The 25,303-nt window shown below is 60.9% G+C and carries 26 protein-coding genes and 1 tRNA gene; 14 read left to right on the forward strand and 13 right to left on the reverse strand.

What is annotated here, in order from left to right; genetic code table 11:
• Positions 1 to 32 precede the first annotated feature (32 nt).
• The 3 genes from BMZ57_RS19810 to BMZ57_RS19820 all read left to right on the forward strand — a co-directional run bounded on the left by BMZ57_RS19810 (position 33) and on the right by BMZ57_RS19820 (position 3,355).
• Entirely contained in the window at positions 33 to 998 is a 966-nt protein-coding gene (locus tag BMZ57_RS19810) for an arsenic resistance protein (protein WP_069672832.1), read from the forward strand.
• Positions 999 to 1,085: 87 nt separating this feature from the next.
• Positions 1,086 to 2,678, forward strand: a complete 1,593-nt coding sequence (locus tag BMZ57_RS19815) for an ArnT family glycosyltransferase (protein WP_069672831.1) — start codon at positions 1,086 to 1,088, stop codon at positions 2,676 to 2,678.
• A 119-nt stretch (positions 2,679 to 2,797) separates the two neighbouring features.
• Entirely contained in the window at positions 2,798 to 3,355 is a 558-nt protein-coding gene (locus tag BMZ57_RS19820) for an HI_0983 family protein (RefSeq protein ID WP_021492195.1), read from the forward strand.
• A 141-nt stretch (positions 3,356 to 3,496) separates the two neighbouring features.
• Here BMZ57_RS19820 and BMZ57_RS19825 read toward each other — a convergent pair.
• The 4 genes from BMZ57_RS19825 to BMZ57_RS19840 form a co-directional block, all read right to left on the reverse strand.
• A tRNA-Phe gene (locus BMZ57_RS19825) sits at positions 3,497 to 3,572 on the reverse strand.
• 103 nt (positions 3,573 to 3,675) lie between these two features.
• Positions 3,676 to 3,948, reverse strand: coding sequence for an oxidative damage protection protein (locus tag BMZ57_RS19830; RefSeq protein ID WP_010213895.1), 273 nt, complete (start codon positions 3,946 to 3,948; stop codon positions 3,676 to 3,678).
• Complete coding sequence (gene mutY / locus BMZ57_RS19835) at positions 3,945 to 5,012, reverse strand: A/G-specific adenine glycosylase (protein WP_010213893.1); 1,068 nt, start codon at positions 5,010 to 5,012, stop codon at positions 3,945 to 3,947. Before mutY ends, BMZ57_RS19830 begins: the two co-directional genes overlap by 4 nt.
• Positions 5,009 to 7,219 carry an AsmA family protein gene (locus BMZ57_RS19840; protein WP_010213892.1) on the reverse strand — a complete coding sequence of 737 codons (2,211 nt, stop codon included), beginning with the start codon at positions 7,217 to 7,219 and terminating at the stop codon, positions 5,009 to 5,011. Before BMZ57_RS19840 ends, mutY begins: the two co-directional genes overlap by 4 nt.
• Positions 7,220 to 7,544: 325 nt before the next feature.
• On the opposite strand from BMZ57_RS19840, the gene BMZ57_RS19845 reads away from it, so the two are divergent.
• The 7 genes from BMZ57_RS19845 (at position 7,545) to BMZ57_RS19875 (ending at position 13,306) form a co-directional block, all read left to right on the forward strand.
• On the forward strand, positions 7,545 to 9,206 hold the full coding sequence (locus BMZ57_RS19845; RefSeq protein WP_069672830.1) for an OFA family MFS transporter: 1,662 nt from the start codon (positions 7,545 to 7,547) through the stop codon (positions 9,204 to 9,206).
• A gap of 231 nt (positions 9,207 to 9,437) precedes the next feature.
• Complete coding sequence (hisB, locus tag BMZ57_RS19850) at positions 9,438 to 10,031, forward strand: imidazoleglycerol-phosphate dehydratase HisB (RefSeq protein WP_003218037.1); 594 nt, start codon at positions 9,438 to 9,440, stop codon at positions 10,029 to 10,031.
• On the forward strand, positions 10,031 to 10,669 hold the full coding sequence (gene hisH / locus BMZ57_RS19855; RefSeq protein ID WP_010213889.1) for an imidazole glycerol phosphate synthase subunit HisH: 639 nt from the start codon (positions 10,031 to 10,033) through the stop codon (positions 10,667 to 10,669). Before hisB ends, hisH begins: the two co-directional genes overlap by 1 nt.
• A complete protein-coding gene (locus tag BMZ57_RS19860) occupies positions 10,670 to 10,927 on the forward strand; it encodes a DUF2164 domain-containing protein (protein WP_010213888.1) in 258 nt (85 codons plus the stop codon).
• 39 nt (positions 10,928 to 10,966) lie between these two features.
• A complete protein-coding gene (hisA, locus tag BMZ57_RS19865) occupies positions 10,967 to 11,704 on the forward strand; it encodes a 1-(5-phosphoribosyl)-5-[(5-phosphoribosylamino)methylideneamino]imidazole-4-carboxamide isomerase (protein WP_003187784.1) in 738 nt (245 codons plus the stop codon).
• Positions 11,705 to 11,713: 9 nt separating this feature from the next.
• Positions 11,714 to 12,484 carry an imidazole glycerol phosphate synthase subunit HisF gene (gene hisF / locus BMZ57_RS19870; protein ID WP_016972251.1) on the forward strand — a complete coding sequence of 257 codons (771 nt, stop codon included), beginning with the start codon at positions 11,714 to 11,716 and terminating at the stop codon, positions 12,482 to 12,484.
• A 66-nt stretch (positions 12,485 to 12,550) separates the two neighbouring features.
• On the forward strand, positions 12,551 to 13,306 hold the full coding sequence (locus tag BMZ57_RS19875; RefSeq protein WP_010213885.1) for a substrate-binding periplasmic protein: 756 nt from the start codon (positions 12,551 to 12,553) through the stop codon (positions 13,304 to 13,306).
• Between the two features lie 50 nt (positions 13,307 to 13,356).
• Here BMZ57_RS19875 and BMZ57_RS19880 read toward each other — a convergent pair whose 3' ends face one another.
• From BMZ57_RS19880 to gpmI, 4 genes are all read right to left on the reverse strand, one after another.
• Positions 13,357 to 14,130 (reverse strand): divergent polysaccharide deacetylase family protein, encoded by a 774-nt coding sequence (locus BMZ57_RS19880; RefSeq protein WP_010213884.1) that lies wholly within the window; start codon positions 14,128 to 14,130, stop codon positions 13,357 to 13,359.
• 1 nt (position 14,131) lies between these two features.
• The gene (locus BMZ57_RS19885) at positions 14,132 to 15,448 is read right to left on the reverse strand and encodes a S41 family peptidase (protein WP_021492191.1); all 1,317 of its coding nucleotides are present in this window, start codon (positions 15,446 to 15,448) and stop codon (positions 14,132 to 14,134) included.
• A 30-nt stretch (positions 15,449 to 15,478) separates the two neighbouring features.
• A complete protein-coding gene (locus BMZ57_RS19890) occupies positions 15,479 to 16,774 on the reverse strand; it encodes a murein hydrolase activator EnvC family protein (protein ID WP_010213881.1) in 1,296 nt (431 codons plus the stop codon).
• 259 nt (positions 16,775 to 17,033) lie between these two features.
• On the reverse strand, positions 17,034 to 18,560 hold the full coding sequence (gene gpmI / locus BMZ57_RS19895; protein WP_010213878.1) for a 2,3-bisphosphoglycerate-independent phosphoglycerate mutase: 1,527 nt from the start codon (positions 18,558 to 18,560) through the stop codon (positions 17,034 to 17,036).
• 151 nt (positions 18,561 to 18,711) lie between these two features.
• Here gpmI and BMZ57_RS19900 point away from each other — a divergent pair, with 151 nt between their 5' ends.
• The 3 genes from BMZ57_RS19900 to secB are packed head-to-tail and all read left to right on the forward strand — an operon-like array spanning position 18,712 to position 19,902.
• On the forward strand, positions 18,712 to 19,125 hold the full coding sequence (locus BMZ57_RS19900) for a rhodanese-like domain-containing protein (protein ID WP_010213877.1): 414 nt from the start codon (positions 18,712 to 18,714) through the stop codon (positions 19,123 to 19,125).
• Between the two features lies 1 nt (position 19,126).
• The gene (grxC, locus tag BMZ57_RS19905; RefSeq protein WP_010213876.1) at positions 19,127 to 19,381 is read left to right on the forward strand and encodes a glutaredoxin 3; all 255 of its coding nucleotides are present in this window, start codon (positions 19,127 to 19,129) and stop codon (positions 19,379 to 19,381) included.
• Positions 19,382 to 19,422: 41 nt separating this feature from the next.
• Complete coding sequence (gene secB, locus BMZ57_RS19910; RefSeq protein ID WP_010213875.1) at positions 19,423 to 19,902, forward strand: protein-export chaperone SecB; 480 nt, start codon at positions 19,423 to 19,425, stop codon at positions 19,900 to 19,902.
• A 119-nt stretch (positions 19,903 to 20,021) separates the two neighbouring features.
• Here secB and BMZ57_RS19915 read toward each other — a convergent pair whose 3' ends face one another.
• Positions 20,022 to 20,477 carry a tRNA (cytidine(34)-2'-O)-methyltransferase gene (locus BMZ57_RS19915; protein ID WP_010213874.1) on the reverse strand — a complete coding sequence of 152 codons (456 nt, stop codon included), beginning with the start codon at positions 20,475 to 20,477 and terminating at the stop codon, positions 20,022 to 20,024.
• Here BMZ57_RS19915 and BMZ57_RS19920 point away from each other — a divergent pair.
• Positions 20,476 to 20,916 carry a hypothetical protein gene (locus BMZ57_RS19920; RefSeq protein ID WP_021492189.1) on the forward strand — a complete coding sequence of 147 codons (441 nt, stop codon included), beginning with the start codon at positions 20,476 to 20,478 and terminating at the stop codon, positions 20,914 to 20,916. The two genes, BMZ57_RS19915 and BMZ57_RS19920, sit on opposite strands and share 2 nt — an antisense overlap.
• 533 nt (positions 20,917 to 21,449) lie before the next feature.
• Here BMZ57_RS19920 and ntrC read toward each other — a convergent pair.
• The 4 genes from ntrC to BMZ57_RS19940 all read right to left on the reverse strand — a co-directional run bounded on the left by ntrC (position 21,450) and on the right by BMZ57_RS19940 (position 25,295).
• The gene (ntrC, locus tag BMZ57_RS19925; protein WP_008435682.1) at positions 21,450 to 22,886 is read right to left on the reverse strand and encodes a nitrogen regulation protein NR(I); all 1,437 of its coding nucleotides are present in this window, start codon (positions 22,884 to 22,886) and stop codon (positions 21,450 to 21,452) included.
• Positions 22,883 to 23,968, reverse strand: a complete 1,086-nt coding sequence (gene glnL, locus BMZ57_RS19930) for a nitrogen regulation protein NR(II) (protein ID WP_010213871.1) — start codon at positions 23,966 to 23,968, stop codon at positions 22,883 to 22,885. The genes ntrC and glnL overlap by 4 nt, the downstream gene beginning before the upstream one ends.
• Before the next feature lie 287 nt (positions 23,969 to 24,255).
• Entirely contained in the window at positions 24,256 to 24,681 is a 426-nt protein-coding gene (locus tag BMZ57_RS19935) for a cupin domain-containing protein (RefSeq protein ID WP_044286496.1), read from the reverse strand.
• A gap of 77 nt (positions 24,682 to 24,758) precedes the next feature.
• Entirely contained in the window at positions 24,759 to 25,295 is a 537-nt protein-coding gene (locus BMZ57_RS19940) for a chorismate mutase (protein ID WP_021492187.1), read from the reverse strand.
• Positions 25,296 to 25,303: the final 8 nt, after the last annotated feature.

A 25,303-nucleotide genomic window follows, 5' to 3' on the forward strand; every position in this document is an offset into this window, starting at 1 on the left:
TGACGGCCTTTCGATCTATCTGGGCCAGCCTCATGACTCGCGACGTCCTCGAACACAACCAAATTCCGGTCTACTTCGCAGCCGTTCTGCTGGCGGTCGGCTTCGGTCTGTTCGCACCCTCATTCGCCCAGGGCCTCAACGCGTTTGTCACCCCTGCCATCGCGGTGCTGATGTACGCAATGTTCCTGCAAATCCCCTTTCTGGACGTGCGCCAAAGCCTGAGCAACAAACGCTTTTTGTCGGCATTGCTGCTCGCCAACTTCATCCTCATTCCGTTACTGGTATGGGCATTGACTCAAAGCCTGGCAGGACGCCCGGCCCTGCTGGTTGGGGCGTTGCTGGTATTGCTGACCCCGTGCATCGACTACGTGGTGGTGTTTACCCATATCGGCAAGGGCGATTCACGGCTGATGCTGGCGGCGACGCCGGTGTTGTTGTTGCTTCAGTTGGCGCTGTTGCCGATCTATTTGAGCGTGATGCTCGGGACACAGTCCGCGGTGGTGGTGGAGGTGGGGCCGTTTATCGAGGCGTTCTTCCTGCTGATCGTGGTGCCGATGGTTCTGGCCGTACTCACGACTTCTCTGGCACGGCAATCATCGCTCGTCAGTGCTTGGAACGTCGCCTGGGCGTGGATGCCGGTGCCGGCGATGGCGCTGGTGCTGTTTGTGGTGATCGGCTCGCAAATCATCTCGGTGGTGCGGGATATCAACCTGCTGCTGCCGGTGATCCCGGTGTACATCGGTTTCCTGTTGCTGGCGCCATTGATGGGGGCGCTGGCATCGCGGCTGTTTGCGCTGCCCGCGGTGACGGCCAGGGCGGTGACGTTCAGCGCGTCGACGCGCAATTCGCTGGTGGTGTTGCCCTTGGCGCTGGCGCTGCCGGAGGACGTGCGTGGGTTGGCAGCGACGGCCGTGATCCTGCAAACCTTGGTCGAATTGGTTGGCGAGTTGATTTATGTACGGCTGATTCCGAAATGGGTGTGGCCCGTGGGTCGGTAAAAACGGGAATGTTCAGGTCCGTTCAGGCGCTATTCAGCAGGGCAGTCGGCACCATAAGTCGGCGCCCCTTACCTGACAGGTCAACCGATGGATCACCGCAACCGTTTTCGCCTGGAGTCCCTAGGCATCTTCCTGTTTGCAATGCTGCTTTTTACCCTGGGTATCTGGGATCAGCAGCCCCAGGGATTTGACGGACGCTGGGCGCTGTTCCTGCAAGAAATGTTTCGCCATGGCGCGAGCCTTTTCCCGACCACCTACGGCCAGCCCTACGCGGATTACCCAGGCACCGCGACTTTCCTCAGCTTTGTGTTTGCCCGACTCTTTGGCGCGCCCAACCATCTGGCCAATGTGCTGCCCACCGCCCTGGCTTCCGCGGGCGTGGTTACCTTGATTTATCGGTTGCTGGTCCCGGCGAATCGCCAGTGGGCGCTGCTCACTGTGCTGTTGACCCTGCTTACCACTCAACTGCTCGAAAAATCCCGCTCGGTCTGCCTGGATCAGATGGTGGCGTTGTTGTGTGTAGGAAGTTTTTACCTGTTGCACAGTGGCGGGCGTTGGAGGCGGCTTGCGGTGTTTCCGTTGTTCATCCTGGGCTTTGCGATACGCGGGCCGCTGGGGTTGATCGAAGTCTGTGGCGTGGTCTGTGTGTACTGGGCGTTGGGCAAGCCTGGGGAGCGTGTGAAACAGGTGCTGATTCACGGCGCTGTTGGCCTAGTGCTGCTGGCAATCTGTTGGTGGTTGCTGATGAAGTTGGCGCGCATCAGTGGGGGCGACGCCTTTGCCGACGAGGTCTTCAGGATGCAGGTAGGCGGCCGTCTCGATGAAACCGGCGAGCCGTTCTATTTCTACTTCCAATTGAGCCTGTACCGCTATTTCCCGGTGGTGCCATTGGCGCTGGCCACAATGATTGCGCTGCGTCATCGCTGGTCCGAGCGGTTCGAAGGTGACCTGCAATGTGTGGCACGACTCGGCGCCTGCGGCTTGATGATCTTGCTCGGGCTGTCGGTGCCGCACTTCAAGCGTGCGTATTACGTCCTGCCCATGGTGCCGATGTTTGCGGCTGTCGCGGCCTATGGGTTGCTTCAGGCGCCAGGTTGGCTCTCGGGCGTGCGCCGATGCTACGAAGGGCTGATCGTGGCGCTGCCGGCGTTGTGCGTGGTTGTAGTCTTTGTCTGTCGGCATGGGTGGCAAAAGCAGGGTTACTGGCCCGACGTTTCGCTGCCGTTGCTGATTGGCGTGTTGGCGGTGTTGCAAGTCGCAGCGCTGATCGCCTGGCGGCGAGTGGGGCGGTTGGTGTGGCTCAGCCTGATCGCATTGATGGCGCAATGGTTGCTATTGGTGACGGTAGTGGAGCCGGCCAAGGACCTGCAATTCGATACCCGTAAGTTTGTGGGTCAGGTCGAAGCGATGCGTGCCACGGCGCCTGGGCCGCTGGTGTTTATCAACCTGGGCCGGGACACTTGGGCGGTGCGCTACATGATGAACCTGAATCACGATGAGCAGCCGGTATTTATCGGCAGGGCAGAGCTTGATCAGCTAGAGGGAGTGCCCCGGCCTGCGTGGGTGATTGTGGCGCGCAAGGAAACGGCATTGCTCAAAGGGACGGCGCTGGAGCATCAGCATGCGGTATTCAGTGGGCGGTTGAATGACAATCCATTGATGGTGTTTTTGCTCAACTGAAAGGCGGTGGGTTGCGTACTGTCACTTCATCTTCGGTCCCGATAAAGACAGTATTCAGTGATGCGTTCGGCTACTGTGGCCTGCGCAAAATACACTGACGCACTTTTTCAAGGATTGAAATGAAAGCCCTATTGCTTGTGTTATCCACCGTCGCCCTGCTGTACGGCTGCACCACGCCGCTCACGTCCGACATGTCTAGCCCGTCGATTGCCGACACCAAAACCGTGGTGTTCGGCGGTAAAACGTTCGTTCTCAAATTCCAGAAACCGGGCTTGTGGGAGTATTTCCCGGCAGAGGAAAGCATCGATGCCTGGAATGAAATGCTGGACTTCACCGTCGTGCCTCGGGAGATGAACCGCTTCAAACCCCTCGACCTCGCCAAGCGCGCCATCCAGCTTCACCAGCAAGAAAACCCGAACATGCCTGCGATCCTGCTGACTGACAATAAAACCGGAATCGATTATTCGATGATGTTTTATCCCACCTCATTGCGTAAAGACGGGCAATTCTCGGAAATCAGTTATTTCAAGTATTACAGGGATGGCACTACCGGGCAGACCATCATCTTTCACTTTGCCAGGAACATTCCAAGACCGAACGAGCCCTCGCAAAGCGCAATAGAAACGGGCCGGGAAATAGTGCCGCTGATAGAGGCGTTCCCGCTGTATCGGCCGTAATGCCGTTGAACGCACAGCACCGATCGATTCGCCGGCGGTGCTTGCCGGAAAAGCGTCTATAAGATTTGTATTTTGAAGGGTGGCGAGGGCCGTAAACGAAAAAACCCCTGAGACCTTTCGGAATCAGGGGTTTCGGTATTTTGGTGCCCAGAGACGGAATCGAACCGCCGACACGGGGATTTTCAATCCCCTGCTCTACCGACTGAGCTATCTGGGCAACGGGGCGCATTAAACGGGTTTTTCAGGGGGTCGTCAAGCAAGTTTTCAAAAAATATTTAATTATTACCGTCGCTTACGTGCAGACCCCGGTTTTTGATCAATTATTGAGCAGGTGGCACGTAGCCGTCGGCCTTGGCGTAATCCTCGCCGGAAAAGAACTTGTCCATTTCGCCCGCCAGGTATTTACGGTCTTCGGCGTTCATCATGTTCAGGCGCTTTTCGTTGATCAGCAGGGTCTGGTGTTTCAGCCAGTCGCCCCAGGCCTTGGCCGAGACGTGCTCGAAAATGTCCTGGCCTTTGGCGCCCGGGTAAGGAGGGCGTTCGAGGCCTGGCAGTTCTTCTTTGTACTTGCGGCACATGATGGTGCGGGTCATGACGAAACTCCTGCATTCAATACGTCGGCCGCGCGTTTCAGCAGTTTTTTTACCGGGGCGGCAAGGCCCAGGCGCGGCGGGGTGGCGAGGTTATACCAGAGCCAGTCGGCCTCGGCCACGTGATGGGCGGATTCCTCGACCTGGACCAGCCAGGGTTCGATGGCGAGCTGGAAGTGGCTGAAGGTGTGGATCAGCCCCGGCAGTTCCTGGTGCTTGCCCAGCGCCAGCGCGTGCTGGTTGGCCAGGTGTTCCAGGTCTTGCAGGTCATCCAGCTCCGGCAGACTCCAGAGACCGCCCCACAGGCCCGTCGAAGGGCGGCGGTAAAGCAGGATTGCGCCCTCGGCATTGGCCAGCAGCGGCATCAGCGTGCGCTTTTGCGGGATGGTCTTGCGTGGCTTGGGGATTGGATAACGTGTCTCCAGGCCGAGCATGTGGGCTTCGCAGCCTTTTTCCAGTGGGCACAGCAGGCAGCTGGGTTTACTGCGGGTGCAAAGCGTGGCGCCCATGTCCATCATCGCCTGGGTGTAAGCGTTGACACGGTCATGGGGCGTGAAGCGTTCTGCGGTGGCCCACAGCTGCTTGGCCACCTTGGGCTCGCCTGGGTAGCCCTCCTGCGCGGTAAAGCGCGCCAGCACGCGCTTGACGTTGCCGTCGAGGATCGGCGCGCGCAGGCCCATGCTCAGGCTGGCGATCGCGCCAGCGGTGGACAAGCCGATACCGGGCAACTCGGTGAGCTTCTCGACATCCTTGGGAAACTCGCCGCCGTACTCGGCCACGACAATCTTTGCGGTCTTCTGCAGGTTGCGCGCGCGGGTGTAGTAACCCAGGCCGGTCCACAAATGCAGTACTTCATCTTCCGGCGCCGCGGCCAGGGCCTCGACCGTAGGCAGCGAAGCCATGAAACGGTCGAAGTAATTGAGCACGGTGCTCACCTGGGTCTGTTGCAGCATGATCTCCGAGACCCACACCCGGTAAGGCGTGATGCCCTGTTGCCAGGGCAGGTCATGGCGACCGTGGCGGTCGTACCAGTCAAGCACCGCCGTTGAAAACTGCTCGTCTCTCATCGTTTGAACAGGCCTTTCAAAGCATCTTTGAGCTGCGGATTAACCTTGTCGAGCTTCTCTTCCAGCTTCTCGTTCAGGCGGTTGCCGGCGGCCTTGATGGCGACCTGGCCCAGGCCGTCCTTGTCCAGGCGGCAGGCCTTGGCGCCGAGTTCCAGCGGGCCACGGCAGCGCAACGGCACTTCGATGCCCTGGAAGTTCGAGCCCACCTGGCAGGCGGGATCCGGCGTTTCACGCTGGTCGCCTTCGACGATGATACCGACGCGGTAGTCCATGCCCAGCACGCGCAGGTCGACGTCGCCATTGCCGTTGACGGTCAGGCCCGGGATGCGCACTTTCAGGTCGGGGTTGCTGGCCACGCCGTTACGGAAGGTCAGGTTGCCCTTCAATTCCTGGAATGGCGTGTCCTTGCCTTGTGGTGTGCTGCTCAAGGTCTTGCGGTTGAGCAAGGCGATACCGGTGCACAGCTGCTGTTCAAGGTTGGCGTTGAGCAATACGCCGTTGTTGATCACAAAGCTGGCGGTGCCGTTGAGGCTGTCGATCAGGGCTTTCTGGCTATTGCCGCGGCCCGTGAGGTTGCTGTCGAGGGTGACTTGGCCCTTCACCGGCGGGTTTTGCCCCTGAGCTTGCAGGATGCGTTCGACCGGCACTTGCTTGATGTGGCTTTGCAGCGCGAGCACCGGGATGTCCTGGCGCACGTCGAGCGTGCCATTGGCCTGGAACGAACCGTTGTAGAGACCGCCGCTCAGGGTGTCGAGCTTGAGCTGGCCATCGACGCCGGACGCCTTGAGCACCGCATTCTGGATCGGCAGCTTGCTCAGGGTCAGTTGGCCGAAGGCCAGGTCGGCGTTCACATCCAGCGTGCGCAGGCGTGTCAGCGGCAACAGTTTGTCGGTGCTCCAGGCACCTTTGGTCGGCGCGTCGGGCAGTGGCGTGGTGCCGCCGGCAGCCATGGCACCGGCTTCGCTGTTCTGCACTTCGGCCTGGCGGGCTGCGGCTGCGCCTTTGGCGGATTCAGACTTGGCCGGCAGGTAATTGTCGGCGTTGAAGGTATCGCCTTTGAGTTGGACGCGCAGGGATTGCTTGGCAAAGTCTTCCACGGCGAGGCGACCGGTGAAGGTGCTGCCGTCGAGTTTCAGGTTCAGGTCTTCCAGGGCCAGGCTGGTCGGCGTGCCCTTGAGACGGCTGACCAGTTCGACTTTGCTCAGGCTGCCCTCGGCCATGGGCGGCAGCGGGTGGCCGACGCCGTCGAGGAATTTGGCCAGGTCAAACTGGGCGATGGACAGCGCGCCGCTCAACTGCGGAGTCTTGTCCAGGTCGTTGACCTTCAGCTCGCCCAAGGCGCGTAACTGGTTGGCCGAGAGCTTCACGTTGGTCCATTCGGCGATATTGGCCGCCTGATCCACCAGCAATTGGCCCTGGGTCGAGAACGTCACGGTTTTGCCTTGCAGCGGCTCGCCCGTGGCTTCGCCGGTGATCTTCATGTCTTCAAACTGATAGCGCTTGAGCGCACGCTGGATACGCAGGTTGCCGTTGAGCTCGGTCTTGACGCGCATCACCGGCTGGTTGCTGCCGAAGAAGGCAGTGAGTTTCACCGGGATGCTGGCGCCTTCGTGCACGGCACCGGCGCTCAGTTGGATGCTTTCGGCGCTGAACTGCTTGCCGGTCTGCTCGTCGTTGTATTCGACGCGGGCGTTGTTGATCGTCAGGCTGTCGATGTCCAGGCGGATGGGCTTCGAGGGCTTTTCCGGTTCGGTCTCGGCAGGCTGCTCAACCGAGCCTGGGCTGCCGACGGTCGCCTCGGTCACGTTCTTGCCGATGTCTTCCCAGTTGCCGTGGCCTTGTTTGTCACGGTTGAGGCGCAGGTTGAGGCCTTCGACGCGTACATCGCTCATCTGCACTTCGCGGCGCAGCAGCGGCAGCACGCGCACCGACAGGCCAAGCATCTGCAGGTCGGCGAACGGCTGGGTCGGCGCGGTCAGTGTCGCCACGCTGGCTTCGTGCAGTTCAAGCCCGAGCCAGGGGAATAGGCTCCAGCCGATATCGCCATTGAGCGTCAGCTCGATGTGGGCCTTGTCGCGGGCAATCTGGCGAATCTCGTCTTTATAGTCGTTGGGATCGAAGAGATGGGTCAGGGCAAAGCCTAGAGCCACAATGATCAGCAACAGCCCGAGAAGTACCAGACCCAGGATTTTGCCGAACGCTTTCATGGGCGAGTCCTTGTATGTCGATTTCAAAATTTAGCCGCAGAGTATAACGCCCGACGGCCTGCGTCAGTGCCACGATCGTTACATTGTATCCAGGGCCGGGGAAACGGGTTTTTGGCGTCAAACAAAACAGATTTCCTGAAAAAGGTGATATCAGTTTGGTTTTTCTGTCATCCACAGATGCTAATCTCTGCGAGTTCGTCCGCCTTCTGCGGCTTAACGTCGCGCCTAAAAGGGAGCTTCACTCAACAAAACGGCCACGCTTTGCGTGCAAGGCCGAGGGAGAGAGCGCCTGACGAACACATACTAACAACTGGGGGAAACACCAATGAGCACAAGCACTGCGGCAGGTTCAACTGCCGCACAGCCTGCGTTCCTGTCCAAGGAACGCATCATCGCCAAGCCCGGCTTCAACCGCTGGCTGGTTCCACCGGCCGCCCTGGCCATCCACCTGTGTATCGGCATGGCCTACGGCTTCTCGGTGTTCTGGCTGCCACTGTCCAAGGCGCTGGGTATCACCAAGCCGGTCGCCTGTGCGCCGGACATGAGTTTCATCGCCCAAGTCTTCTCGTCGCAATGCGACTGGCCCATCTCGATGCTGGGCTGGATCTATACCCTGTTCTTCATCTTCCTGGGCTGCTCGGCAGCGATCTGGGGCGGCTGGCTGGAACATGCCGGGCCACGTAAGGCCGGTGTTGTATCGGCATTGTGCTGGTGCGGTGGCCTGCTGATCTCGGCGTTGGGTATCTACACCCACCAGATCTGGCTGATGTGGATCGGCTCCGGGGTCATTGGTGGTATTGGCCTGGGCCTGGGCTATATCTCGCCCGTGTCGACCCTGATCAAGTGGTTCCCGGACAAGCGCGGCATGGCGACCGGCATGGCGATCATGGGCTTCGGTGGCGGTGCTATGGTGGGTGCTCCGCTGGCAGCGGCATTGATGGGCCACTTCGCAACGCCCGACAGTGTGGGCGTATGGCAGAGCTTCCTGGTAATGGCCGCGATCTACTTCGTGTTCATGATCGGCGGCGCCTTGTCCTACCGCGTTCCGCCGACCGGCTGGAAGCCTGAGGGCTGGACCGCGCCGGCGAAAAAAGCCAGCAACGCGATGATCACTCACCGTCATGTGCACGTGAACGTGGCGTGGAAGACCCCGCAATTCCGCCTGGTGTGGCTGGTACTGTGCCTGAACGTCTCCGCCGGTATCGGCATCCTCGGCATGGCTTCGCCACTGCTGCAGGAAGTGTTCGGCGGCAAGCTGCTGGGTGTGGATGTGCCGTTTGGCCAACTGGATGCCGGTCAACTGGCTTCCATCGCGGCGATCGCGGCAGGTTTCACCGGTCTGTTGAGCCTGTTCAACATCGGTGGCCGGTTCTTCTGGGCGTCGTTCTCCGACTACCTGGGCCGTAAAAATACCTACTTCGTGTTCTTCGCCCTGGGCTTTGCCCTGTACGCGTTGATCCCGAACCTGGGTCACCTGGGCAACGTGGCGCTGTTCGTCGCCGCGTTCTGCATCATCCTGTCGATGTACGGCGGTGGTTTTGCGACCGTTCCGGCCTACCTGGCCGACCTGTTCGGTACGCAAATGGTCGGTGCGATCCACGGTCGCCTGCTGACTGCGTGGGCGGCGGCTGGCGTGCTGGGCCCGGTGCTGGTGAACTACCTGCGTGAGTATCAGTTGAGCATCGGCGTTGAACGCGCCGCTTCCTACGACATCACGTTGTACATCCTGGCCGGCCTGCTGGTGCTGGGTTTCATCTGCAACCTGCTGGTACGCCCGGTGGCCGACAAGTACTTCATGACCGACGCCGAACTGGCCGCCGAACAGGCGCTGGGTCACGACAAAGGCGCCGATGCCACCACTTCGCTGGAGTGGAAAGCCGCCCCTGGCACTGTGCCGTTGGCGATTGCCGCCTGGCTGGTAGTGGGGATTCCGTTGGCGTGGGGTGTGTGGGTAACCCTGCAGAAAACCGCAGTACTGTTCCACTAACACCGCAATAACGGTGGGCCCGGTTCCTATGGGAGCCGGGCTTGCCTGCTCCCGCACTTTATCTTCACCCGCCTGAAGCGATCGGGTCGGCGCACCATCCTGGAGCGCCTGCTTGTATGCACATGTCTATCGCCGACACTCCATCAGTCTTATCCCCTCCGATGTTTCTGTTTGGCGCCCGCGCCCCTATAATGGCTGCCTTTTTCGCCCAATGATTTTGCGGAGTTGGTGATGGCCGAACGTAAGGCGTCCGTCGAGCGCGACACTCTGGAAACCCAGATCAAAGCCTCGATCAACCTGGATGGCACCGGAAAGGCCCGATTTGATATCGGTGTCCCTTTTCTTGAGCACATGCTGGACCAGATCGCCCGTCACGGGCTGATCGACCTGGATATCGTCAGCAAAGGCGACCTGCATATCGATGACCACCACACGGTGGAAGACGTTGGCATCACCCTCGGCCAGGCGTTTGCCAAGGCTATTGGCGACAAAAAAGGCATCCGTCGCTACGGCCACGCCTACGTCCCGCTCGACGAAGCGCTGTCGCGCGTTGTCATCGACTTCTCTGGCCGCCCAGGCCTGCAGATGCACGTGCCCTACACCCGCGCCACTGTGGGCGGCTTTGACGTTGACCTGTTCCAGGAATTCTTCCAGGGTTTCGTCAACCACGCACTGGTCAGCCTGCACATCGACAACCTGCGTGGCACCAACACCCACCACCAGATCGAAACCGTGTTCAAGGCCTTCGGCCGCGCGCTGCGCATGGCCGTCGAGCTGGATGACCGCATGGCCGGGCAAATGCCATCGACCAAGGGCGTCTTGTAATGCAGACGGTCGCGGTTATCGATTACGGCATGGGTAACCTGCACTCGGTGGCCAAGGCCCTCGAACACGTAGGGGCCGGCAAGGTGCTGATCACCAGCGATGCCAACGTGATTCGCGAAGCCGACCGGGTGGTGTTTCCCGGCGTCGGTGCGATTCGCGACTGCATGGCCGAAATCCGCCGCCTGGGCTTTGACAGCCTGGTGCGCGAAGTCAGCCAGGATCGGCCGTTTCTCGGTATCTGCGTGGGCATGCAAGCCTTGCTCGACAGCAGTGAGGAGAACGACGGCGTCGACTGCATCGGCCTGTTCCCAGGCCAGGTGAAGTTCTTCGGCAAGGACCTGCACGAAGACGGCGAACACCTGAAAGTCCCGCACATGGGCTGGAACGAAGTCCGCCAGACCGTGGATCACCCGCTCTGGCACGACGTGCCGGACATGGCGCGTTTCTACTTCGTGCACAGCTACTACATCGCCGCCGGTAAACCGGGCCAGGTGGTGGGTGGCGGTCACTACGGCGTCGATTTCGCCGCCGCGCTGGCCGAGGGTTCGCGCTTTGCCGTGCAGTTCCACCCGGAGAAGAGCCATACCCACGGCCTGCAATTGCTGCAGAACTTCGCCGCCTGGGACGGGCGCTGGTAAATGGCCAGGAAGCCGAAGCAGCCGATCTTGAACCTCACGCCCGAACAGGAGAGTGAGGCTACCCTCAAGATCAAGCGCTTCATGGAGGACCGATTCGAGCTTAAATTGGGCTCGTTCGAGGTCGCCGAGATTCTTGAGCTGTTCACCACTGAAGTGGCTCCGCATTATTACAACAGGGCGATTTTCGACACGCAGACGCTCCTTAAAGAAAGGTTCGAAAGCATCGAAAGCGACCTGTGGTCGCTTGAGAAACCCTGATTTCCCAAGCATTGCTGAATATCGAATAAGGTTTGCCAGATGCTGATTATCCCCGCTATCGATCTCAAGGACGGCGCCTGCGTACGTCTGCGCCAAGGCCGCATGGAAGACTCCACTGTGTTCTCCGATGACCCGGTGAGCATGGCTGCCAAATGGGTAGAAGGGGGCTGCCGTCGTCTGCATCTGGTGGACTTGAACGGCGCCTTCGAAGGCCAGCCGGTCAACGGCGAAGTGGTTACCGCCATTGCCAAGCGCTATCCGAACCTGCCGATCCAGATCGGCGGCGGTATCCGCTCCCTGGAAACCATCGAGCATTACGTTAAAGCCGGCGTGAGCTACGTGATCATCGGCACCAAAGCCGTGAAAGACCCGGCGTTCGTCGCCGAAGCCTGCCGCGCGTTCCCCGGCAAAGTGATCGTGGGTCTGGATGCCAAAGACGGCTTCGTCGCCACCGACGGCTGGGCTGAAATCAGCACCGTGCAGGTGATCGACCTGGCCAAGCAGTTCGAAGCCGACGGCGTGTCCGCCATCGTTTATACCGACATCGCCAAAGACGGCATGATGCAGGGCTGCAACGTACCCTTCACCGCCGCGCTGGCGGCTGCGACCAAGATCCCGGTGATCGCTTCTGGCGGTATCCACAACCTGGGCGACATCAAGTCGCTGTTGGACGCCAAGGCGCCCGGCATCATCGGCGCCATCACCGGCCGTGCGATCTACGAAGGTACCCTGGACGTCGCCGAAGCCCAGGCTTACTGCGACGCCTACAACGGCTGAGGACTGACCATGGCGCTGGCCAAACGCATCATCCCTTGCCTGGACGTCGACAACGGTCGCGTGGTCAAGGGCGTCAAGTTCGAGAACATCCGCGACGCCGGCGACCCGGTGGAAATCGCTCGTCGCTACGATGAGCAAGGTGCCGACGAGATTACCTTTCTCGACATCACCGCCAGCGTCGATGGCCGCGACACCACGCTGCATACCGTCGAGCGCATGGCCAGCCAGGTCTTCATCCCCCTGACCGTGGGCGGCGGTGTGCGTACCGTGCAAGACATCCGCAACCTGCTCAATGCCGGCGCGGACAAGGTTTCGATCAACACCGCAGCCGTGTTCAACCCGGAGTTTGTCGGCGAAGCGGCGCAGCATTTCGGCTCGCAATGCATCGTCGTTGCCATCGACGCCAAGAAGGTTTCTGGCCCGGGTGAAACCCCGCGCTGGGAGATCTTCACCCATGGCGGGCGCAAGCCCACCGGCCTGGACGCGGTGGAGTGGGCAATGAAGATGGAAGGCCTGGGCGCCGGTGAAATCCTGCTGACCAGCATGGACCAGGACGGCATGAAAAACGGCTTCGACCTGGGCGTGACCCGCGCCATCAGCGATGCGCTGGGCATTCCGGTGATTGCTTCCGGCGGCGTCGGCAACTTGCAGCACCTGGCCGACGGTGTGACCGAAGGCCACGCCAGCGCGGTGCTGGCGGCGAGTATTTTCCACTTTGGCGAGTACACCGTTCCTGAGGCCAAGGCCTACATGGCGGCGCGCGGTATCGTCGTTCGCTGAATGCTGCTGGACACCATGGCAAGTGCGCGGCACTCTCTGCGCTTGCCATGGATTCCGGTAACTTACATGTTCAAGCACCTGCTGCTCGCCTTCGCCAGTACGTCCCTCCTGTTGGCAGGTTCGGCCCGCGCCGAAGAACCGTCCGACGCCTCCCTGGTGCTGCTGACGGAAAACTTCCCGCCCTACAACATGGCGAAAAACGGCAAGAACTTCGCCAAGGAAGAGAACATCGAAGGCATTGCCGTGGACATCGTGCGCGAGACCTTCAAGCGCGCCGGTATTGCCTACAACCTCACCCTGCGATTTCCTTGGGAACGCATCTACAAGCTCGCCCTGGAAAAACCCGGTTACGGTGTGTTCGTGATGGCCCGGCTGCCGGACCGTGAAGCGCTGTTCAAATGGGTCGGCCCCATTGGCCCCGACGATTGGGTGCTGCTGGCCAAGGCTGACAGCAAAATCCAACTGGCCCACCTTGAGCACGCCCGCCCCTACAGGATCGGTGCCTACAAGGGTGATGCGATTGCCGAGTCCCTGGAAAAACAGGGTTTAAAGCCGATAGTCGTGCTGCGGGACCAGGACAACGCGCAGAAACTGATGGATGGCCAGATCGATCTGTGGGCCACCGGCGATCCTGCCGGACGTTACCTGGCGCGCCAAGTCGGCGTGACGGGGCTCAAGACGGTCCTGCGCTTTAACAGCGCCCAGCTCTACCTTGCACTGAACAAGGACGTGCCGGATGAGCTGGTGGCCAAGCTTCAGGCCGCGCTGGACCAACTGCGAAAAGATGGCGTCGTCGACGAGATCATGGCGAACTATCTGTAACCGGCCGAACTCCCTGTAGGCGCTGGCAAGTCGGCGCCTACAACGGATCGTCAGCGGTAAATGCCATCCTTGCCGTGCCCGGCCATGGCCTGGTTGCTGCGCACGCTAATCATCAACTTGATATTGATCCAGTCGACGCCCTGGGCCTTGAGCTTGGGCAATTCGCGCTCCAACACCGCCAGGGTTTGTGGGTAAGGGTGGCCGATCATCACCACTGAACCCTGCTTGTGCGCCAGCTTGATTGCCGTCTGCAATTGCGTGGTGATCGCCGCTTCGGTGCGCTCGTCATCCAGAAACACATCCCGCGACACATGGGCCAGGCCAATCTTCTGCGCCTCGGCGGCCGCCACGGTTTGCGCACTGGTGCGGCTGTCGACAAAGAACTTGTTGCGCCGTTGCAGCTCGGCCATCAACCAGGCCATGGCGGCCGGCTGGGCAGTCATGCGGCTGCCCATGTGGTTGTTGATACCGGCGGTGTAGGGCACGGCCTGGAACGCGGCGTCCAGGCGCTTGCCGAGTTCTTCGATGGACAACTCGGGGTGCCAGGCAAACGGTCCGGTAGCCGGGTCCATGGGCATGTGCAGGATCACGATCTTGCCGGCCTTGTGCGCTTCGCGGGCGAATTCGGCGGCGTGGGGCGTGTCGGGCATGATCGCCGTGGTGACCGGCCCAGGCAGGGCCAGCACGCGACGATCGCGGGGCAGGTTTTGCCCGAGATCGTCGATGATGAGGGTCAGGTAGGCTTTGTGCGGCTCACCGGCAGGTGTCGCGTGGGCGACGCCTGCCAGGCTGCACAGCACAGCAATGATCAGGGCAAAACGCATATCAACGGCTGCGGGTGATGCTCAGGCCCTTGAGCAGGCTCAGCGCCTGGGCCAGCTGGTAATCGTCGTCCTGCGGCATCGGTTTGGCTTTCTTGCTGCTGTCGGTTGGCTGGTCAGCGCCGCCGTTGCCATTGCCCAAGTGACCTTGCAGGTCAGCCTCTTTGTAGTACTCGCTGTCGATCTCGTTGGTGATCTTGGCCTTGCGCACCTCGATGTCCGGCACGATGCCCTGGGCCTGGATCGAGCGGCCATTCGGTGTGTAGTACAGCGCAGTGGTGATCTTCAGCGCCCGCTCGTTGTTCAGCGGCAATACGGTTTGCACCGAGCCTTTGCCGAAGCTGGTGGTGCCCATCAGCACGCCGCGCTTCTGGTCTTGCAGCGCGCCGGCGACGATCTCCGAGGCCGAGGCGCTGCCGCCGTTGATCAGCACGGCCAGTGGCACGTTTTCGCTGAGATCGTTGCCGGTGGCCGAGAAGCGCAGCTCGGAGTTGGCGATACGGCCCTTGGTGTAGACGATCAGGCCTTTGGTGATGAAGTGGTCGACCACTTCCACCGCCGACTGCAGCACGCCGCCTGGGTTATTACGCAGGTCGAGCACGATACCGTTGAGTTTTTTGCCGTTGTCCTTGCGCAGCTTGGCCAGGGCCTTGGCCACTTCGTCGCCGGTCTTGACCTGGAACTGGGTGATGCGGATGTAGCCGTAGCCCGACTCCAACAGCTGACTCTTCACGCTCTTGACCACAATGGTCGCGCGGGTCAGCGTCACGTCGAACGGGTTGCCGCCGTCGCGTACCAGGGTCAGGGTGATTTTCTGGCCGATCTTGCCGCGCATCTTGTCGACGGCTTCGGTCATGGTCTGGCCACGGGTCGGCTGACCATTGATCTTGACGATAAAGTCGCCAGCCTGGATGCCTGCCTTGGACGCCGGGGTGTCATCGATCGGCGAGACCACCTTGATGTTGCCGTCTTCGGAGCCGACTTCAATGCCCAGGCCGCCGAATTCACCGCTGGTGCTTTCCTGCAGCTCGGCGAAATCTTCCGGGCCCAGGTAGGCGGAGTGCGGATCGAGGTTGCTGAGCATGCCCTTGATGGCATTTTCCAGCAGGGTCTTGTCGTCTACGGGTTCGACATAGGCTGCCTTGATGCGGTCCATGACCTCGGCGAACGTGCGCAGCTCATCCAGCGGCAACGGCGCCTTGGTGGTCGCGGCCGTGGCGGCGGGTGCAGCCGGAGCGGCCTGGTCGGCGAAAGCCAGGGGCGCGCCGATCACCAGGGCGATCGTCAGGGCCAGCGAAGTGAGGCGGGACAAATGCAGCATGTCGAACGAACTCCTAATGTAGATGCAGCCCTATCCTTGGGAACGGCACCATTGTGCAGGGTCGCTCGGGCGGCCCTGCTGACGAATAGCGAAGTACAGCGCCGGGGTGTCCTGGCCACCACTGTTACCGACAGTGGAAATGGATTCACCGGCTTTTACAACATCACCTGCCGACTTGAGTAAAGTCTGATTGTGGCCGTAAAGACTCAAATAGCCATTACCGTGGTCAAGAATCACCAACAAACCGGCACCCCGCAGCCAATCGGCAAACACCACGCGCCCACCGTGGACGGCGTGCACCTGGCTGCCAGCGGAGGCGCTGATCATCACGCCATCCCACTTCGCGCGGGTGTCATCGCCACGGGTTTCACCGAAGCGTGCCAGTAATCGACCATCAACCGGCCATGGAAGTTTGCCGCGCGCTGAAGCAAAAGGGCCGCCGAAGGATTCGCCGGCGCTGGAAACCAGCGGGCCAGGCGCTGCACGCGCCGGTTTACGCGGTGCCGGGGCGTCCGAGGTGGCAGCCAGCTCGGCCTCACGCTGGCGCTTTTTTTCGGCTTCCTGCTGGGCGATCAGCGCTTTTTGCCGCGCTTCTTCGGCCTCACGTGCCTGGCGGGCCAGGGTTTCTTCAATCGTTTTGAGGACTTTGGCCAAGTCGGCCTGGTCCTGCTCGCGGGCTTGCAGCTTGGCGTCGCGGGCCTTCACGTCGTCATTCAGCTTGGCCAGGGCCAGCTGGCGCTCTTTGCGAACCTTGTCCAGCTCGTCGCGCTGAGCGTTGAGGCTGCTTTTCTGGTCCTCAAGCTGCGACTGCTGGTTAGCGATTTCCTGTTCGACGTTGACCAACTGGCGCAAGGTCTCGTTGAAGCTTTTCAATTGCTCCAGGCGAGCCTTGCTCAGGTAGTCGTAGTAGGTCAGGGTGCGCGCGAATTTTTCCGGGTTCTGCTGGTTGAGCAGCAGCTTGAGGTATTCCTGGCGGCCATTCTGATAGGCGGCACGAGCCTGGATCGCGATCAAGCGTTGCTGTTCAACGCGTGCGCTCTGGAGTTTTTTTTTCTCAGCGTCGAGTCGCTCCAGTTCCGACTCGCTCTTCTTTAGTTCTTTTTGTAACTCCTGGACCTGCTTCTCCAGCTTGCCCATCTCGGTTTCCGTGCCGCGCAGGTCTTTCTGCACGCCGGATTTTTCTTCCTGGAGCTTGCCGAGCAGTTTTTTCAGCTCGGTAATGTCCTGACGCGTAGCGTCCAACTGTTGTTGGGTTTGTGCGCGCTCATCGGCAAACGCCGGTTGGAGCAGGCAGACAAGAGCGAGGGTAATCAAGGCGCGAAGCATAGAGGCGGGCGACACCAGGGAAAGGGACGCTCTAGTATGCCCGCCAAGCGCGGCAAAAAAAACGCCCAATTCGGGCTGGGGGGCAAGATAGGTGCCGAGTGGCGGTGGTATGGCGAAAAGACATCTATCAAACAGCGTACAACCAATGTGGGAGCGGGCTTGCTCGCGAATGCGGTGTGCCAGTCGCTGAAAATGTCGACTGAGCTACCGTATTCGCGAGCAAGCCCGCTCCCACACTGGTTTTGTGGTGAGGCTGGGATCAGACCAGAATCGAAGTCCCGGTCATCTCCACCGGCTTCTCCAGCCCCATCAGCATCAGCATGGTCGGCGCCACATCTGCCAGCACGCCGCCTTCGCGCACTTTCAAATCACGCTTGCCGACATAGATAAACGGCACTGGCTCAGTCGTGTGGGCTGTGTGGGCCTGGCCGGTGGATTCATCGGACATCTGTTCGCAGTTGCCGTGGTCGGCCGTGATCAGTGCTTCGCCGCCGACTTTCTCCAGGGCATCGACGATGCGACCGACGCAAAGGTCCAGGCATTCCACGGCCTTGGTCGCGGCTTCCAGGTTACCGCTATGGCCGACCATGTCGCCGTTGGCGTAGTTGACCACGATCACGTCGTAACGCTGGTGTTCGATGGCGTCGACGATCTTGTCGGTGACTTCCGGCGCGCTCATTTCCGGCTGCAGGTCGTAGGTCGCAACCTTTGGCGATGGGATCAGAATGCGTTCTTCGCCTGGGAACGGCTCTTCACGACCGCCGGAGAAGAAGAAGGTCACGTGGGCGTATTTCTCGGTTTCGGCAATGCGCAGCTGGGTCTTGCCGTTTTTCGCCAGGTAGTCGCCCAGCACGTTGTCCAGGCTGCCCGGAGCAAAGGCCGCGGGGGCCGGGATACTGGCGGCGTATTGGGTCAGGCCCACGTACTGCACTTTGGGCTGGCGGGCACGCTCGAATTCCTTGAAACCGTCTTCGACAAACACGCGGCTCAGCTCGCGGGCGCGGTCGGCACGGAAGTTCATGAACACCACCGCGTCGCCGTCTTCTACCTTCACCGGCTCGCCGATGGTGGTGGCCTTGACGAATTCGTCGCTCTCGCCACGGGCGTAGGCGGCCTCCAGGCCTTCCTGGGCGGTGGCGGCGTGGAATTCGGCCTGGCCGTCGACGATCAGGTTGTAGGCCTGGGAGACGCGGTCCCAACGGTTGTCGCGGTCCATGGCGAAGTAACGGCCGACCAAACTGGCGATACGGCCTTTGCCGAGGGCGGCGAAGGTGGTGTCGAGCAGTTCGATGGAGGATTGCGCGCTTTTCGGCGGGGTGTCCCGGCCGTCGAGGAAAGCGTGCAGGTAAATCTTGTCGGCGCCGCGCTTAAAGGCCAGTTCGGCCATGGCGACCAGGTGGTCCTGGTGGCTGTGGACGCCGCCATCGGACAGCAGGCCCATGAAGTGCACGGCCTTGCCGGCAGCCACTGCTTTATCTACCGCGGCGCAGATGGTCGGATTCTCGAAGAACTCACCATCGCGGATCGCTTTGGTCACACGGGTGAAGTCCTGGTATACCACTCGTCCGGCGCCGAGGTTCATGTGGCCGACTTCCGAGTTGCCCATCTGACCGTCCGGCAAGCCTACGTCCATACCTGAACCAGAGATGAGGCCGTTGGGTACGCTGGCGGTCAGGCGGTCGAGTACCGGCTTCTTGGCCGCGTATACCGCGTTGTCGTGGTGGCTTTCACTGTGTCCGAAGCCATCGAGAATTATCAGGACCAAAGGTTTAGGCGTAGTAGTCATAGATCCTCTCGCGGCGGTAATAAAGGAAGACAATTGAAAAGGGAGTGGCAGTTTAAAGCGAAGTTCCGACCACGTCACCGCTTTACGGGGGTTGGCCCCCCCTGACGGCTGTGTATACTTACCGCCATTTTAACGCCCTGGAACCTCCTTGATGGTTGATCACCTGATTGCATTTGCCACTGCCCACTACCTGCTCGTGGGTGCCTTCGTCATCCTGCTGGCGCTGCTGATCGCTCACGAATTGAGCCGCGGTGGCCGCAGCCTGAGCACGGCGGAGCTGACCGCACTGGTCAACAAGGATGAGGCCGTTGTCGTGGACATCCGCCCGGCCAAGGATTTTGCCACCGGCCACATCGTCGGTGCCCTGAACATTCCGCAGGACAAGCTGATCGCGCGCCTGGCCGAGTTGGAAAAGCACAAGGCCAAGACCATCATCCTGGTCGACGCCCAAGGCCAGCACGCCGGCACCCACGCCCGCGAAATGCTCAAGACCGGTTTCACCGCCGCCAAGCTGTCCGGTGGCATCAGCAGCTGGCGCGCCGATAACCTGCCGCTGGTGAAGTGATATGAGCCAGGTTGTCGTGTATTCCAGCGATTGGTGCCCTTACTGCATGCGGGCCAAGGCTCTGCTGGAGAAAAAGGGCGTTGCCTTCGAAGAAATCAAGGTCGACGGCAAACCCCAGGTGCGCGCCGAGATGGCCCAGAAGGCGGGGCGCACGTCCGTGCCGCAGATCTGGATCGGCGCCAAGCATATCGGTGGTTGCGATGACCTGTTTGCCCTGGAGCGCGCGGGTAAACTCGATGCGCTGCTGCTCGTCTGATGCCTAAACCCTAAAAGACCCCAAGATCACAAGGATCTGCGATGACTGACCAACAGAACACCGAAGCTGCAGAAGCCCAAGCGCCACAGTTTTCGCTGCAGCGCATCTACGTGCGTGACCTGTCGTTCGAAGCGCCGAAAAGCCCGGCCATCTTCCGCCAGGAATGGACCCCAAGCGTTGCACTGGACCTGAACACTCGCCAGAAGGCCCTGGAAGGCGACTTCCACGAAGTCGTGCTGACCCTGTCCGTGACCGTCAAGAACGGCGAAGAAGTGGCCTTCATCGCTGAAGTGCAACAGGCCGGTATCTTCCTGATCCAGGGCCTGGACGAAGCGTCCATGAGCCACACCTTGGGCGCGTTCTGCCCGAACATCCTGTTCCCGTATGCCCGTGAGACCCTGGACAGCCTGGTCACCCGTGGCTCGTTCCCTGCGCTGATGCTGGCTCCGGTGAACTTCGATGCCCTGTACGCTCAAGAGCTGCAGCGCATGCAACAGGAAGGTTCGTCGACCGTTCAATAAGTCGATGCGGTAAAAATGTGGGAGGGGGCTTGCCCCCGATAGCGGAGTGTCAGTCACATAGATGTCGACTGGCACTCCGTCATCGGGGGCAAGCCCCCTCCCACACTTGTTTTACGGTGTTACTTGAAACCGAGCTGGCGCCAGCCTTCGTAAACCGCGACGGCCACGGTGTTGGACAGGTTCAAGCTGCGGCACCCCTCGCGCATCGGCAAGCGCAGGCGATGGCCATCGGGCAGGGCGTCGAGTACCTCGGCCGGCAGGCCACGGCTTTCCGGACCGAACAGGAAGGCGTCACCTTCGGCAAAGCTGACATCGTGGAACGGTTGCGAGCCCTTGGTGGTGAACGCGAACAGTCGCGGATGCCCCAGGCTTTCCAGGCAACTGGCCAGGTCGGCGTGGCGCTTGAGCGTGGCGTACTCGTGGTAGTCGAGCCCGGCACGGCGCAGGCGCTTGTCGTCCATGTCGAAGCCCAGGGGCTCGATCAAATGCAGGTGGCAGCCACTGTTGGCGCACAGCCTGATAACGTTGCCGGTATTCGGCGGAATTTCTGGTTGAAAAAGGATGACGTGAAACATGCACGGCTCCGAAGGCAAAGATGCGCTGCATTCTACCCCTGAAGAGGACCCAAGACCGAAGCTTATGCCTCGGGTCATGGGCTCATTGGCGATTGTTGGCATGATGGTGGGCCTGATGATCGGTCGCCTGACCACACCGGACCCGGTCGAACTGCAGCAGGTCGAGACCGCGGCGGACGGCGTGGTGGTGTGGTTCAACAGCGAACCCAAGCTGCACGGCGAGCATATCGACGGCACCGTGGCGCTGCTGTTCGACGCACAGGGCCAGGCCGCCGGTGGGCAGCTCAAGGTCAATGACAAGGATGTGAACTGGCGCGTGCGCAAGACCGATGGCGGCCTGCTGCTGAACCTGGTGGCGGCTCGGCCGTTGCGCGGGGAATGGAAAGGGGAGGAGGCTGACGGCCGCTGGCGGCTGGAGATCCATCTCCAAGAGCAATAAAAGAGGGAGTTCCCGGCCTGCCTGTACCAGGGCTCCCAAAACAGGGTGAAGCTTGCAAAGCTTCGGTGTTAAAGAGGGAATCCCCGGCCTGCCTGTACCGAGGTTCCCCAAAGCGGTGTGGGGCGCGACGCTGCTCGCGTCAAGCACCCCGGGTGTAAAGAGGGGATTCTCGGCCTGCCTGTACCAAGGTCCCCGAAACTGGGTAGTACAAGGGTTATTGCAGGGCGCGTGCCAGAGTGGCGACGTTGTGCCAAAAAAATCCTAAAAAAAGCGCAAAGCCCCGGAATACGGGGCTTTGGTGTTTTTGGTATTCAGATTGTCATCAACGAGCCTGAGGCTTGATGCGTTAGATTCATGCCCGATGCCGGTTCATGGTGCATTGAAGCGGTGCACGGCGCTGGAACCTTGTAGCGGTCCAAATGTGGGAGGGGGCTTGCCCCCGATAGCAGTAGGTCAGTCACAACATCTGTGGCTGATATACCGTCATCGGGGGCAAGCCCCCTCCCACATTGGATCTTCAGTGGATCTGAGATTCAGGCTTCATCACCCTCGTCATCATCCCCACCATCCACCTTCATCCCCAACTCCTTGATCTTGCGCGTCAGGGTATTGCGGCCCCAACCCAGCAACACGGCGGCATCGCGGCGGCGACCGGCGGTGTGCTTGAGGGCGGTCTCGATCATGATGCGCTCGAACGCCGGCACGGCGCTGTCCAGCAGGTTCGACTGGCCGCGCGCCAGGGCCTGGTCGGCCCATTGGCGCAGCGCTTGTTCCCAGTTGGTCACCGGCGCGGAATCCTGCGGAAGGCTCAACAGCTCCGGAGGCAGGTCGCTGATGTGCACTTCGCGTCCGGAGGCCATCACCGTGATCCAGCGGCAGGTGTTCTCCAACTGACGCACGTTGCCGGGCCACGGCAGGTTCTTCAGGTATTCCTCGGTCTCGCTTTTCAGCAGCTTCGGCTCGACGGCCAGCTCCTGAGCGGCGCGGCTGAGGAAGTGGCGGGCCAGGGTCGGGATGTCTTCGCGACGGTCCGACATGCGCGGGATATGGATGCGGATCACGTTGAGGCGGTGGAACAAGTCCTCACGGAATTTGCCCGCGTGCACCAGGGTTTCCAGGTTCTGGTGGGTCGCCGCGATGATGCGTACGTCGACCTTGACCGGTGTGTGTCCGCCCACCCGATAGAACTCACCGTCCGCCAGCACGCGCAGCAGGCGGGTCTGGGTGTCGGCCGGCATATCGCCGATTTCATCGAGGAACAGCGTGCCGCCGTCAGCCTGTTCAAAGCGCCCGCGACGCAGGTTGGCTGCGCCAGTGAATGCGCCTTTTTCGTGGCCGAACAGCTCGGATTCCATCAAATCCTTTGGAATCGCCGCCATGTTCAACGCAATGAACGGCGAGGCTGCGCGTGGGCTGTGACGGTGCAGGGCATGGGCGACCAGCTCTTTACCGGTCCCCGACTCGCCGTTGATCAGCACGGTGATGTTGGAATGGCTCAAGCGCCCGATGGCGCGAAACACTTCCTGCATCGCCGGCGCTTCGCCGATGATTTCCGGGGTGCGGGTCAGGGCGGGTGGAGCTTCCTGGTTCTGTTGTTCCTGGGCGTGCTGGTTGGCGCGTTTGACCAATGCCACCGCTTCGTCCACGTCGAACGGCTTGGGCAGGTATTCAAAGGCGCCGCCCTGATAGGACGCGACAGCGCTGTCCAGGTCCGAGTGCGCCGTCATGATGATCACCGGCAAGCGCGGGTGCTGCTCGCGAATCCGCGCCAGCAGGTCCAGGCCACTGGCGCCGGGCATGCGGATGTCCGAGATGATCACGTCGGGCTGCTGGCGCGCCAGGCGGCTCATTACACCGTCGGCGCTGTCGAAGCTCTGGGTGGTCATGCCTTCCTGTTGCAAGGCTTTCTCGAGGACCCAGCGGATAGAACGGTCGTCATCGACGATCCAGACAGTTTCACTACGGCTCATGTCGATGGGGCTCCTTGTTCCAGTGGCAGAAAGATCGAGAACGTGGTGTGGCCAGGATGGCTCTCACACTCGATCAGACCCTGGTGCTGGCTGATGATGTTCTGGGTAATGGCCAGGCCCAGCCCGGTACCGTCCGGGCGGCCACTGACCATGGGAAAGAAAATGGTTTCCTGCAGTTCCGCAGGAATCCCCGGGCCGTTGTCGATGATCTCGACCTTGGTCACCAGGCGATGGCGCACATGGCCAATGGTGAACTGACGCAGGGCGCGGGTGCGCAGGCTGATGCGGCCCAGGCGCAGCTCGTTCTGGCTGCTGATGGCCTGCATGGCGTTACGTACGATATTGAGCACCGCCTGAATCATCTGTTCGCGGTCGATCAAAACGTCGGGAATGCTTGGGTCATAGTCGCGCACCAAGGTGATGCAGCCCTGGCTTTCGGCCTCAACCAGCTGACAGACACGCTCCAGCACTTCGTGCACGTTGGTCATCGCCAGCGACGGCAGCTTGTTGGAGCCGAGCATGCGGTCCACCAGGTTACGCAGGCGGTCGGCCTCTTCGATGATGACGTTGGTGTAGTCCTTGAGGTTATCGTCCGGCAGCTCGCGGGCCAGCAGTTGCGCTGCGCCACGGATACCACCCAGCGGATTCTTGATCTCATGGGCCAGGCCACGCACCAACATCTTGCTGGTCTCCTGCTTGGACAACTGCGCTTCTTCCTTGGTGATGCGCAGGAGGCGGTCGCGCGGGTGCACTTCCAGCAGCAGCAAGGTGGCGCCGTTGCTGAGGATCGGGGTCACGGCGTAGTCGACGGTCAGGGTCTGGCCGGTCAGGGCCGTGAGCATCGCTTCGCGCTTGGTGAAGGGGTGGGCCTGCTCCACAGCCTGGCGCAATGAGCTCAAGGCTTCGGCTGACTCGGTGAACAATTCGCTGATGAACTGCCCATGGCTGCGCTGGCCGCTGATGGCCAGGAGCATCTCCGCCGCCGGGTTCATGTACTCAAGACGCAAGTCGTCGTTGAGTAGGATGGTCGCGGTGGTCAGGTTGTCGAGTAGCAAACGGTGCAGTGCATCGCTGATGGTCATCAGGACCTCTTTTGGAGCAACGCGCGGGCTTGAGGCACACGCTGATACAAGGAAAATGCAAAAACCAAACCAAGGCTCCGAAAAGAAGCGTGCAAGCCCTGAAATGGGGGTTTTAGGCGCGAAACTGTGGCGTTCTGCCAGCTTGCTCGGGAAGTTTCGAACCAAAATGGGCTGGGCAGGTGGGTAGGGTGCAGCCTATCGCACCAATATAGTGCGGTTTTGTGAAGGTTGTTCAGGAAGTGCTGGGCGGACCGTTTTCAATGCGGGGTGAAAACGGTTCGGGACGGTCAGCGTTGCTCTGACAGTGGCATGCCTGGAGTGCCCGCATAAAAGACCAGAAGCTCAACGGGTGTGTTTCCGGTAATGCCGCGATGTTCGGTGCCCACCATCTCGGCCAGGGTTTGCCCTTGCCTCAAGGTCCGCGAGGCGCCGTTTGCGCGGGTTTCAACGGTCAACTCCCCTGAAACGATGTAGGCAGCGTTCGGCATCGGGTGGGTGTGCCAAGGCAGTTGCGTGCGTGCCGGGATCTTCAGGCGTATCAGCGTGAGCTGCGGCGGGCCGGACGGGTAGGCTGTGTAGGGCGTGCCGTCCCAAGACTCGCTACGTTCAAGCAAGACCTCTTTCTCGATCTGTGCCGCATCCTTTGCCTGCGTGCCGCAGCCCAGCAACGACAAAACGGTCGCTGCTGCAGTCAAGCACTTGAGGGTGTCCATGGTTCCATCCTGTTCGGTCAGTGAACGCTCAGGCTATGGCTGTCGGCCCAGGTGAAGATGCAGGACGGTTCCTCAAATCAAGTAGGTCGAACGCACAGCTCGGCCGTGGCACGGATCATCGCCAGTTGCCGCAGTGGATCGTTCAGCGGCTCATGCACGGCTTCGGCCAGCCACTGTGGGCACTGCGGGTCGGTGCGCTGCGGGGTAAAGTCGGCCAGCTGCTGCAGCAGGCGTTTTTGCAGTTCATCCAGCTGCGGGCGTATCTGTTTGATCAGGTCCGGGCGTGGGTCGTCCGGCGCCTTGCCTTGGAATTGCCAGTCGGAAAGGTGGGTGTATTGCACCAGCTTGTTGGCCTCGATCTGCGCCGAAAAAAACTGCTCGGCGGCGGCCGCGTCCAGCTTGTAGGTCGGTGCCTGGGCGCTAACGCTGGCGATCACCTCTTGTTCGCGCTTTTTATCTTCCACGGGCTTTTTGCTGTCCCATTTGCTCAGGGCTACCTGGTCGGCGATCTCCAGGCGTTCGGCAATGCTGTTGAGCAGCGGCTCCAGAGTGGGCGGCGCAGCACTCGCACTGGCACTGACGAACAACAGAGCGAACACAAGTCGACGTTTCAAGGATGATC

Source organism: Pseudomonas simiae, assembly GCF_900111895.1.
Taxonomy (GTDB): domain Bacteria; phylum Pseudomonadota; class Gammaproteobacteria; order Pseudomonadales; family Pseudomonadaceae; genus Aquipseudomonas; species Aquipseudomonas simiae.

Bases quoted from the DNA above. Each gene is read 5' to 3' on its own strand.
- BMZ57_RS19810 (WP_069672832.1), top strand. From the start codon at position 33: ATGACTCGCGACGTCCTCGAACACAACCAAATTCCGGTCTACTTCGCA.
- BMZ57_RS19815 (WP_069672831.1), top strand. From the start codon at position 1,086: ATGGATCACCGCAACCGTTTTCGCCTGGAGTCCCTAGGCATCTTCCTG.
- BMZ57_RS19820 (WP_021492195.1), top strand. From the start codon at position 2,798: ATGAAAGCCCTATTGCTTGTGTTATCCACCGTCGCCCTGCTGTACGGC.
- BMZ57_RS19830 (WP_010213895.1), bottom strand. From the start codon at position 3,948: ATGACCCGCACCATCATGTGCCGCAAGTACAAAGAAGAACTGCCAGGC.
- mutY (WP_010213893.1), bottom strand. From the start codon at position 5,012: ATGAGAGACGAGCAGTTTTCAACGGCGGTGCTTGACTGGTACGACCGC.
- BMZ57_RS19840 (WP_010213892.1), bottom strand. From the start codon at position 7,219: ATGAAAGCGTTCGGCAAAATCCTGGGTCTGGTACTTCTCGGGCTGTTG.
- BMZ57_RS19845 (WP_069672830.1), top strand. From the start codon at position 7,545: ATGAGCACAAGCACTGCGGCAGGTTCAACTGCCGCACAGCCTGCGTTC.
- hisB (WP_003218037.1), top strand. From the start codon at position 9,438: ATGGCCGAACGTAAGGCGTCCGTCGAGCGCGACACTCTGGAAACCCAG.
- hisH (WP_010213889.1), top strand. From the start codon at position 10,031: ATGCAGACGGTCGCGGTTATCGATTACGGCATGGGTAACCTGCACTCG.
- BMZ57_RS19860 (WP_010213888.1), top strand. From the start codon at position 10,670: ATGGCCAGGAAGCCGAAGCAGCCGATCTTGAACCTCACGCCCGAACAG.
- hisA (WP_003187784.1), top strand. From the start codon at position 10,967: ATGCTGATTATCCCCGCTATCGATCTCAAGGACGGCGCCTGCGTACGT.
- hisF (WP_016972251.1), top strand. From the start codon at position 11,714: ATGGCGCTGGCCAAACGCATCATCCCTTGCCTGGACGTCGACAACGGT.
- BMZ57_RS19875 (WP_010213885.1), top strand. From the start codon at position 12,551: ATGTTCAAGCACCTGCTGCTCGCCTTCGCCAGTACGTCCCTCCTGTTG.
- BMZ57_RS19880 (WP_010213884.1), bottom strand. From the start codon at position 14,130: ATGCGTTTTGCCCTGATCATTGCTGTGCTGTGCAGCCTGGCAGGCGTC.
- BMZ57_RS19885 (WP_021492191.1), bottom strand. From the start codon at position 15,448: ATGCTGCATTTGTCCCGCCTCACTTCGCTGGCCCTGACGATCGCCCTG.
- BMZ57_RS19890 (WP_010213881.1), bottom strand. From the start codon at position 16,774: ATGCTTCGCGCCTTGATTACCCTCGCTCTTGTCTGCCTGCTCCAACCG.
- gpmI (WP_010213878.1), bottom strand. From the start codon at position 18,560: ATGACTACTACGCCTAAACCTTTGGTCCTGATAATTCTCGATGGCTTC.
- BMZ57_RS19900 (WP_010213877.1), top strand. From the start codon at position 18,712: ATGGTTGATCACCTGATTGCATTTGCCACTGCCCACTACCTGCTCGTG.
- grxC (WP_010213876.1), top strand. From the start codon at position 19,127: ATGAGCCAGGTTGTCGTGTATTCCAGCGATTGGTGCCCTTACTGCATG.
- secB (WP_010213875.1), top strand. From the start codon at position 19,423: ATGACTGACCAACAGAACACCGAAGCTGCAGAAGCCCAAGCGCCACAG.
- BMZ57_RS19920 (WP_021492189.1), top strand. From the start codon at position 20,476: ATGCACGGCTCCGAAGGCAAAGATGCGCTGCATTCTACCCCTGAAGAG.
- BMZ57_RS19915 (WP_010213874.1), bottom strand. From the start codon at position 20,477: ATGTTTCACGTCATCCTTTTTCAACCAGAAATTCCGCCGAATACCGGC.
- ntrC (WP_008435682.1), bottom strand. From the start codon at position 22,886: ATGAGCCGTAGTGAAACTGTCTGGATCGTCGATGACGACCGTTCTATC.
- glnL (WP_010213871.1), bottom strand. From the start codon at position 23,968: ATGACCATCAGCGATGCACTGCACCGTTTGCTACTCGACAACCTGACC.
- BMZ57_RS19935 (WP_044286496.1), bottom strand. From the start codon at position 24,681: ATGGACACCCTCAAGTGCTTGACTGCAGCAGCGACCGTTTTGTCGTTG.